Genomic DNA, 830 nt, shown 5'->3' with positions numbered 1-830 from the left:
AGTTGTCAATGTCCATCAAAAACAGCCACTTAAGAATTGGCACGCTCCTTTCATTGCATATAAAACAAATCAATGAGAGGGCGAATCATGAAAAGGACATCACTAATACTCGGATCACTGTTCGTAAGCGCTTATGCGAATGCGGCGCCTTTCGACACTTGTCCGAGCAAAGCGTATTTATTCCAATCGACCCCCGTTCAAGTTTATGGCGTCAATCTGGTTACGGGTTCCACAACTTTATTAACTGACGATGTGGGTTTGGCATCAGGGATCAATGCCGTCGGGTTCGACTTCACCGACAGATACATTTATGGCTACGATACCACCAACTTGAAAATCGTCCGTTTAGGGAAAGACTTTCAAGCAGAAACACTGAATGTCGCTGGTTTGCCTAGTCATACGTTTTTTGTTGGCGATGTTTATAATCACGTTTACTACTTATATCGCAAAGGAAAAGGATTATTTTCCATTGATTTATCACCATTAGATACCAATCCAAATGCGACGCTAACACTTACACAAATTACCGCGACCGCAAACGTCAACTTGACGGATTTCGCCTTCCATCCTGGCGACGGTTCGCTTTACGGAATTGATAACAACTCCGGCATTCTCTACAAATTCAATACTGCAAACGGCCAAGCCACTATGATTGGAGATACGGGCGAAACCGGTACCTTTGGTGCGGGCTATTTTGACGTCAACGGCAATTACTACGTTTCCCGCAATCAAGACGGAAAAATCTACCGTATTAATTTGTCAGCGGACAACGCTTCAAACATCAACGCGGGCATTGTCCCAGCGGTTGAGTTTGTCTCGAACGGCCCGAG

General features: G+C 44.8%; 1 protein-coding gene. It reads left to right on the top strand.

Annotated elements, in window-relative coordinates:
* Positions 1-87: 87 nt before the first annotated feature.
* Positions 88-830, top strand: a 743-nt coding sequence (locus R7P74_RS25705; RefSeq protein WP_443293386.1) for a DUF6923 family protein, incomplete at its 3' end; no start/stop codon positions are given.

The organism is Vibrio sp. 2033, from assembly GCF_033339735.1.
The sequence above is the reverse complement of the archived record's forward strand: the minus strand, read 5'-3'. Positions and strand labels throughout refer to the sequence as shown.